Origin of the sequence: Marinobacterium sp. xm-m-383 (assembly GCF_013283255.1) — a bacterium.
Classification (GTDB): Bacteria; Pseudomonadota; Gammaproteobacteria; order Pseudomonadales; family Balneatricaceae; genus Marinobacterium_E.
The window spans coordinates 1-7,842 of record NZ_WBYT01000010.1; the positions used below are offsets into that span (position 1 = coordinate 1).

Annotated in this window: 11 protein-coding genes and 2 riboswitches; of the genes, 3 read left to right on the plus strand and 8 right to left on the minus strand. The window is 42.5% G+C overall.

The genetic code is table 11. From position 1 onward, the window contains the following. Positions 1-109 (plus strand): IS3 family transposase (locus XMM383_RS11520; protein ID WP_173495030.1); only part of this gene is annotated, 109 nt, incomplete at its 5' end. Positions 110-328: 219 nt separating this feature from the next. Then, complete coding sequence (locus XMM383_RS11525) at positions 329-931, plus strand: TMEM165/GDT1 family protein (RefSeq protein WP_173480630.1); 603 nt, start codon at positions 329-331, stop codon at positions 929-931. A 137-nt stretch (positions 932-1,068) separates the two neighbouring features. Here the strand turns inward: XMM383_RS11525 and XMM383_RS11530 are convergent, their stop codons facing one another. From XMM383_RS11530 to thiM, 7 genes are all read right to left on the minus strand, one after another. After that, positions 1,069-1,482 (minus strand): cytochrome c, encoded by a 414-nt coding sequence (locus XMM383_RS11530; protein ID WP_173480629.1) that lies wholly within the window; start codon positions 1,480-1,482, stop codon positions 1,069-1,071. After that, positions 1,479-1,688 carry a heavy-metal-associated domain-containing protein gene (locus XMM383_RS11535; RefSeq protein ID WP_173480628.1) on the minus strand — a complete coding sequence of 70 codons (210 nt, stop codon included), beginning with the start codon at positions 1,686-1,688 and terminating at the stop codon, positions 1,479-1,481. Before XMM383_RS11535 ends, XMM383_RS11530 begins: the two co-directional genes overlap by 4 nt. A gap of 16 nt (positions 1,689-1,704) precedes the next feature. Further along, positions 1,705-2,172, minus strand: coding sequence for a c-type cytochrome (locus tag XMM383_RS11540; RefSeq protein ID WP_173480627.1), 468 nt, complete (start codon positions 2,170-2,172; stop codon positions 1,705-1,707). Positions 2,173-2,178: 6 nt separating this feature from the next. After that, positions 2,179-2,646 (minus strand): cytochrome c, encoded by a 468-nt coding sequence (locus XMM383_RS11545; RefSeq protein WP_173495084.1) that lies wholly within the window; start codon positions 2,644-2,646, stop codon positions 2,179-2,181. Between the two features lie 179 nt (positions 2,647-2,825). Continuing rightward, on the minus strand, positions 2,826-3,623 hold the full coding sequence (gene thiD / locus XMM383_RS11550; RefSeq protein WP_173480625.1) for a bifunctional hydroxymethylpyrimidine kinase/phosphomethylpyrimidine kinase: 798 nt from the start codon (positions 3,621-3,623) through the stop codon (positions 2,826-2,828). Then, positions 3,620-4,240, minus strand: coding sequence for a thiamine phosphate synthase (gene thiE / locus XMM383_RS11555; RefSeq protein WP_173480624.1), 621 nt, complete (start codon positions 4,238-4,240; stop codon positions 3,620-3,622). The genes thiD and thiE overlap by 4 nt, the downstream gene beginning before the upstream one ends. Beyond that, complete coding sequence (gene thiM, locus XMM383_RS11560; protein WP_173480623.1) at positions 4,237-5,022, minus strand: hydroxyethylthiazole kinase; 786 nt, start codon at positions 5,020-5,022, stop codon at positions 4,237-4,239. Before thiM ends, thiE begins: the two co-directional genes overlap by 4 nt. A gap of 44 nt (positions 5,023-5,066) precedes the next feature. After that, a riboswitch (TPP riboswitch) is annotated at positions 5,067-5,155 on the minus strand. 70 nt (positions 5,156-5,225) lie between these two features. Continuing rightward, positions 5,226-5,328: riboswitch (TPP riboswitch) on the plus strand. 79 nt (positions 5,329-5,407) lie between these two features. Between thiM and thiC the strand changes: the two genes are divergently transcribed. Then, positions 5,408-7,297 (plus strand): phosphomethylpyrimidine synthase ThiC, encoded by a 1,890-nt coding sequence (thiC, locus tag XMM383_RS11565; protein WP_173480622.1) that lies wholly within the window; start codon positions 5,408-5,410, stop codon positions 7,295-7,297. 436 nt (positions 7,298-7,733) lie between these two features. Here the strand turns inward: thiC and XMM383_RS11570 are convergent. After that, positions 7,734-7,842: IS3 family transposase (locus tag XMM383_RS11570; RefSeq protein ID WP_173495030.1), on the minus strand; the 109-nt coding region annotated here is incomplete at its 5' end.

The following is a 7,842-nucleotide window of genomic DNA, read 5'->3' on the forward strand; positions in this document are numbered from 1 at the left end:
TAATTACATCGAGCTGTTCTACAACTCATCACGTCGCCACGGCAACAATAATGGGATGTCTCCAGTTCAATATGAAGAGCAGTATTTACGAAAGCTGGCAGCTGTCTAGGAAACTAGGGCCTTGCCAGTTCAAAGTGTTGGGCAAGGCTATGGTAATGGCTACCCACTTAAAACCTTGCACAACTGGATGACCAGAGCTATGCGCGTTAATGATGACGACTAACGGCACAAAGTAGCCATATTATGAAGATCAATTTAATGTAACGAATTAACTAAAAAGTTTCTTTTGAAAAGATTAGAATCTTTAAAACTCCATAAGGCTCCTATTGTGATTCAGTCTGAGTTTGTTACAACTTTGGTCTCTACATTTTCTTTAGTTTCACTAGCAGAAATTGGCGATAAAAGTCTGTTGGTCTGTATGGCGCTTGCTACACGCTACCGTCATTGGCCAGTATTTTGGGGTGCAGCAATAGCATTTCTAGTCTTAAACTTGCTAGCTGTTATTTTTGGTTCAACCATAGCGGCGTTGGTACCTGAATCAATAATTTTAGCGACTGTAGCAGTAATGTTTATCGTTTTTGGTGTGTTGGCACTTAGAGCTACCGAAGATGAGGAAGATATTGAGCTAGAAGAGAAAGCGAGTCATGGTATCTTCATAACAACCTTTTTAATGATTTTAGTTTCAGAGTTTGGTGATAAAACCCAAATAGCTGTAGCGGCATTATCAACCACTATGGATGCTCTATCCGTTTGGATTGGCGGTAGCCTAGGTTTGATTGCGATATCCGTATTAGGAATTTGGGCGGGTAAAGCTCTTGTTAGAAAAATCCCGCTTCATTGGCTGCACAGAGCAGGTGGAGTTCTTTTTTTAATGTTTGGTGGCTTTGCAGGGTATAAGTTTATTAGCACTTTAGGCGCTAATTATTTCTGAGCCTAACTTCGTACTTTTCGACTGTGGCAAACCAATTAATTTGTAGTGACGTCTGAAGGTCATAAACAGTCGTCAGCTAAAGAATATTCAGTTGTGGCTCACAAAAAATAACCATGAGCCACGCCCAGACAATCTTTTTACATCTTATGTGGAACCGTTTTGATTCCATTTATCTCCTGCATTTCACGTATATATTGAATGATTGCAGGAACTTGCATGAATGTAATCTGTTCTTGTGCAGGCATATCACCAAATGGCCAGTGATGTTGCCGTGTACCGTTTTTAATAGCACTCACAATAGACTGATTTGAATGATGCCCTGGATTGTAAATTGAGTGAATTAAAGGAGGTCCCTTATCACTACCTGATCCATTTTCACCATGGCATTGCGCACAGTTATCCTTGAATACTTTGGCGCCAAACTTGGCTCTATCGCTCAGCGCACCAGTTTTAACATCGACGTGATTCTCTTTATGACCTGCGTGTACTGGAACACTTAACCCCAGAACAAACGAAGAACAAAGAAGCATTTTTAAACTTTTATTTATCACTGATTTACCACTTCAGATTCATAGCCTGCATCTTGGAGTAGACTTAGAACTTCATTTATGGGTTTTTCTGTCGCCAGTGAAACTGTTTTACTATCAAGATCTACACTGACCTCACTGATTGCAGTATCTGCAGCCAATGCTTCCTGAATTGATGATACGCACCCTCCGCAGTTCATCCCTTCAACATACAATTTAATGTTATTCATAGTAATTTCCTCTACGTTATTTATTGTTAACCATCTCTGTATGTCGTTGAGCCAAGTCCTTAGGCCACTCAGATTTAATATAAGCTAAAACATGCCAAATTTGCTCATCTGTTAGCTTTTTCTTGAACGCTGGCATATTTGATTTGTACTCTTTGCCTGCAATTGCCTGTACACCAAATTTAGTAAGCTTAAACAAAAGCTGATCATCGTGATGCCAAGTGTGTCCTGACTCATCATGCGGTGGAGCGGGTAAGTAGCCCTTTAAATCACGTTGTTTCCAATTAACTTGGCCCTCCAGACTGGAGCCGTGGCAGGAAGCACACTCAGCGAAGTAAATTGCTTTTCCCTTCGCTACAGCCTCTGCATCTTTGTAGGGGATACGCTCATCTGGTTGCTGGAAGCTGAAATATAGAAATAGTGACACTGCAAGTAAGGCACTGATAACGATGACTACAGTGTGATTCAAACTCTTAATTTGGAACATAGTTATTTAATCTTTGTACCTGTCATGACAAGCCTTACAGGACTTCGCTAATTCACCATATGCATCCCTAACAGCATCGAGATCTTGCAATGTGGCGGATTCTACTAGGGTAATTGAATTTAATAGGTAAGTTTGACGATGCGCATCAAATCTACTCCACTCTTGCCAAATTAATGGCATAGCTTCAGATGGCTTTTGGTTTGAACCCACTGGGAAATAGTTAAGCATTTCATTCCCCCACTTTACCAACTTCTCCGACTCTAAAGTGATTGTTTGAAAATCAGGAGCTTTAATCGCCTGCTTGATGGTTTTCATGGATTTCTTAGCCTGCTTAAAATTATCCATTCGCTCCTTAACAACTCCAGTTGCACCAGAGTGTGCATGAGCAGCAAATGCAGCAACAAATAAAACACTGGCCAAGGTAAGTCTAAGTGATTTTTTCCGCATTACTTTTACCTTCAAGATAACTTCCATCAAATCATGCAACCTAAACCTGTCATTAGATTGAAAGGCGATATAAAAACATCAATAGTTACACTTGAAGAATAACTAGCTTCTCCTTTTGACTGAGCTGCAGAGTTTACGCGAAGTGTCTCTTATGGGTCGAATACAGACAACTGCTATGTTGAAGTAACTAAGTTAGGTTCAAACTATTATTCTGCAAGACTCCAAAAGTGATTAGTGGGGCCATGACCATTGCCTACGCAAAGCCTATCTGCTGCTTTAATAGCGTTGGTAATATAACCTTTAGACTCTAAAATGGCTTCTTGGATCGAGTAATTCTTACCAATAAGGGTGGCTAGTGCTGAACTAAGAGTGCATCCTGTTCCATGAGTGTTTTTCGTTTCAAAACGCTTTTCCTCAAACCATATCAGACTGCCGTCGGTTGCTAAAAGGTCTGGACTGTCTTTACCCTTTAGATGCCCTCCCTTAAGTAAAATGGATTCTACTCCTTGATTCAAAAGGTCTTTGGCTTGAGCTTCCATTTCAGCTCTACTAATAGCTTCTTTTTGACCCAGAAGCACAGCAGCCTCCGGAAGATTTGGCGTTATTAAAGTGGCTAGTGGTAGAAGAGAATTTTTTAGTGCATTTACGGCATTTGAATCCAACAAAGGATCACCACTTTTGGCGACCATCACAGGATCTAAAACGATAGGAACATTTTTGGTTTTCAAACATTCTGCGACAGTTGTAATTATTTCGGTTGATCCCAGCATTCCAATTTTTATGGCATCCACACGAATATCATCAAAAATAGCATCTAGCTGAGCTTTGATTAAACTAGCTTCTATCAACTTTACAGCCTTAACCCCAGAGGTGTTCTGTGCAGTCACTGCTGTGATAACCGACATTGCGTAACCACCTAATGCAGAGATAGTTTTAATATCTGCTTGAATGCCCGCCCCACCTGATGAGTCTGAGCCAGCAATAGTAAGAATGTTCTTGATCATGTTTTGCTCCATTCTTTTCTAAGGTTTTCTACCGATTGTTTTGGGTCATCCGAACGTGTAACTGTTGATACAACTGCTATACCTGAAACTCCAATAGATTTAAGAATAGGGATATCAGATGATGACATTCCTCCTATCGCATATGTTGGAATAGATGACTGCTTGACAGCATCTTTCAAACCATCAAACCCAATAGGTGGAGCATGATCTGACTTTGTTTGAGTTGCTCTGATAGGGCCTATACCGAAGTAATCAGCAATCTGCTGATTCGCTTCATTGATTTGAGAACTATGCTCAATGGACAGACCCAAAATTTGAGTTGGGGCAAGTGATGCTTTGATAGCAGCTAATTCACCATCACTCTGACCTACATGAAGTCCGCACTGAGGCAACTCTTTAGCCACGTTTACTCGGTCATTCAGAATTAGCTCACAATCATATCCCTTGAGGTCTTTCATAAGCAGAACTGCTTTACTGAAATAGCCAGCATCACTGATATGTTTGTCACGATACTGAATTAAATGCGCACCGCCTTCAGCCGCAAAGTTAACCTGATCTCTAATAGACCAGGGTGATTCAGTATCGGTGATGACATAAATAGGGCCAAGTCTGTTCACAATGTAACCTGTGAACGACTAGTCACTGCCTCCCCAGACAGAGATGCAAGTGTATCTATGAACTCTACCCAGAACGAACCAGGGCCTTTACATTTATTCTCTGCAATCTCACCCGCTATACCGAAGTACGTTAAAGCTGAAACAGTAGCTTCAAATGATGGTTGACCAATACAGAACGCAGCAATAACGCCATTCAAAGAGCAGCCCATAGTCGTTACTTTACTCATGTAATAGCTGCCATGAGGGATCTCTACAGTTCGCTCACCATCAGTGACGACATCAATCGCCCCCGTAACTGCGACAACAGATCCGAGCTGATTAGCTAGGGTGCATGCTGCATCAATAGCTGACTCTACTGAATCTCGCCCATCAACGCCTTGGCCCGAACTTTCAAGACCAGCGAGAGCCATGATTTCAGACGCATTACCACGTATTACGGTTGGTTTTAAAGCCAGTAATTGTTTAGAGGCTTGTTGTCTATACTTGGTTGCACCAACGCCTACAGGGTCAAATACCCAGGGCTTACTCTGAGAATTCATCTGCTTGGCTGCTTTACACATAGCTTCCAACCAAGCAGGCTCCAGGGTTCCAATATTCACAGTCAGTGCATTTGAAATTGCGGCAAAGTCTTCAACTTCTTCTAGGCTATGCACCATAGCTGGTGATGCACCAGCAGACAGCAAAACATTTGCCATACTGTTCATGGCTACAAAATTAGTGATGTTGTGAACTAGTGGTGATGCAGAACGCATCTGATCAAGGTAGTGTCCGATATTTTCCATGGTCTCTCCAAGGCCACAGAGAGACGGGGAATCCTAGCTTTATGACTAGTGGATTCTCGACTCCCTACGCCAGCATTATCTGGTTCAGGTACTAAGGGTGCTTCTCAGCCTTTTGGCGCCCCTGTCTTTTTTCAATGTATTTTTTACGCTCGCATTTGTAAATAGATCTCTGTTGATTTGTTTCATTTTTGTGTTTATTTTAAAAAAACTTGTCGGAGTGCCTTATTGGCTGAGATCGCACATTGTGCGGGATCCGCAGAACCTGAACGGGTTAGAACCCGCGTAGGGAACAAGATTTCTTGATTCTGCAGTCACCCTTATCTTGGGTCGCCACGTATCTATTCGATACCACTCGACAAGCAATCCAGTTAGTTCAGGAGTGCTTATGTCAGAAAATACAAAACCTACCAGCTCACAAACAGCTCAAGAGTCTGCGAGAGACTTTATCTACTCACTATCATCTAACCCTTTGCCGGGTTCGGAGAGAATCTATGTCCAAGGATCTCGAGCGGACATACAAGTTCCCATGCGAAAAATTAGTTGTAATCCAACACCGATAGCTGATGAGAAAGATGCCTCAAATTGGGAGCAGAACGAACCTATCTATGTTTACGAAACAGCGGGTGCATACTCGGACCCCAATAAGCACATAGACGTTACAGAAGGGCTTGAGCCTCTTCGTGAGGGATGGATCACTGAGCGTGGAGACACAGAGGTCTTAGATGTTTTAAGTTCTGAATATGCTCGCTTACAACAGATAGATATTCGAGGAGAAGCAAAGCGTTTTCAAAAACGAGTTCGTATTCGCAAAGCCTTGAAGAGCAAATGTGTTACTCAAATGCACTATGCGCGAAAAGGGATCATCACCCCAGAAATGGAGTTTATCGCTATCCGTGAAAATCAAAACCTGGAAGCGATAAAAAGCGAGCTGCTACGTAAACAACATCCAGGTGAGAGCTTCGGAGCCAATATTCCTGAAAAAATAACAGCAGAGTTTGTGCGTACAGAAGTTGCAGAAGGCAGGGCTATTATACCCTCTAACATCAACCATCCTGAGTCTGAACCTATGATTATTGGGCGCAACTTCCTAGTAAAAGTGAACTCTAACATTGGTAATTCAGCAGTTACTTCTTCAATAGAAGAGGAGGTAGAAAAGCTTGTATGGTCAACTCGATGGGGTGCGGATACATTGATGGATCTATCAACTGGCGATGACATCCATCAGACGCGTGAATGGATTATTCGTAATTCACCCATACCCATCGGAACAGTACCCATTTATCAGGCACTAGAAAAAGTTGACGGGATTACAGAGAACCTTAGTTGGGAAGTCATAAAAGATACGCTTATTGAACAAGCAGAACAGGGCGTAGATTACTTTACGGTCCACGCAGGGGTGCTTCTTGAATACGTACCTATGACTGCCAATCGTTTAACAGGGATTGTCTCTCGCGGTGGTTCCATTATGGCTAAATGGTGTCTCTTTCATCATCAAGAAAACTTCCTTTACACTCACTTTCGGGAGATATGTGAGATCTGTGCCGCCTACGACGTAGCATTATCTCTCGGTGACGGGCTGCGTCCAGGCTCAATCATGGACTCGAACGATGAGGCTCAATTTAGTGAGCTTCGAACACTCGGTGAGTTGACGAAAATTGCTTGGGAATATGATGTTCAGGTCATGATCGAAGGTCCTGGTCATGTTCCGATGCAGCGAATTCAGGAAAATATGACTGAAGAGTTAGAACATTGCCATGAAGCACCGTTTTATACTCTAGGACCTCTGACTCAGGATATAGCACCTGGTTACGACCACTTCACTTCAGGGATTGGTGCAGCTCAAATTGGTTGGTATGGATGCGCTATGCTCTGTTACGTGACCCCGAAAGAACACCTAGGTCTACCTAACAAGGAGGATGTGAAGGACGGGCTGATAACATATAAAATTGCAGCTCACGCCGCTGATCTCGCTAAAGGCTTCCCTGGCGCACAGGTTAGAGATAACGCCCTGTCAAAAGCTCGATTTGAGTTTCGCTGGGAAGATCAATTTAATCTCTCGCTTGATCCATACAGGGCTAGAGAGTTTCATGATGAAACGATGCCTGCACCCGCAGCAAAGGTAGCCCATTTTTGCTCAATGTGTGGTCCTAAATTCTGTTCAATGAAGATCAGCCAGGAAGTAAAAGAATATGCTGATATCAAAGCACATGGTATGAAAGAGATGTCAGGTAAATTTGAAGAGCTTGGTTCATCTTTATATCACGCTAGTAACTAGGAAAATATTGGGCAAGTAACACTAGCTACCTTTGGGGACCCATTGTCTACTCCTTGGACGCGGATCATGAGGATTCGCAAGGAAAACAATGGGATACCTTAAGGGATCTCAAGGTTTCTAAAGTGTCTCTCTGTAATCTATACCAAATAAATGGTACCGATGGTCGGACTTAGAGACTGCCCAAGTACACCACCTTTCCTTGCAAAACATATACTTACATACCTTAGGTTCACCCTCAAGAGACCTTTTTGTGTCTACGGTTTTGTCTACGGATAAGTCCCTTTACCCGTAGGACGCTCTAACTCTCTTTCTGAGCTAAATTCACCGAAAATCTTTAAGACACTCATCAATTGAATCGGATAATGAGTAACCCCCCTTCACCCTATCAAAAATCGCAAGCACTAATTAGCAAGTAGATTGGCAAGGCCCTAGTTTCCTAGACAGCTGCCAGCTTTCGTAAATACTGCTCTTCATATTGAACTGGAGACATCCCATTATTGTTGCCGTGGCGACGTGATGAGTTGTAGAACAGCTCGATGTAATTA

What these genes read in the sequence shown, in the direction of transcription:
- XMM383_RS11535 (WP_173480628.1), bottom strand. Translation starts at nt 1,688, where the DNA reads ATGAATAACATTAAATTGTATGTTGAAGGGATGAACTGCGGAGGGTGC.
- thiM (WP_173480623.1), bottom strand. Translation starts at nt 5,022, where the DNA reads ATGGAAAATATCGGACACTACCTTGATCAGATGCGTTCTGCATCACCA.
- thiC (WP_173480622.1), top strand. Translation starts at nt 5,408, where the DNA reads ATGTCAGAAAATACAAAACCTACCAGCTCACAAACAGCTCAAGAGTCT.
- XMM383_RS11545 (WP_173495084.1), bottom strand. Translation starts at nt 2,646, where the DNA reads ATGGAAGTTATCTTGAAGGTAAAAGTAATGCGGAAAAAATCACTTAGA.
- thiD (WP_173480625.1), bottom strand. Translation starts at nt 3,623, where the DNA reads ATGATCAAGAACATTCTTACTATTGCTGGCTCAGACTCATCAGGTGGG.
- XMM383_RS11540 (WP_173480627.1), bottom strand. Translation starts at nt 2,172, where the DNA reads ATGTTCCAAATTAAGAGTTTGAATCACACTGTAGTCATCGTTATCAGT.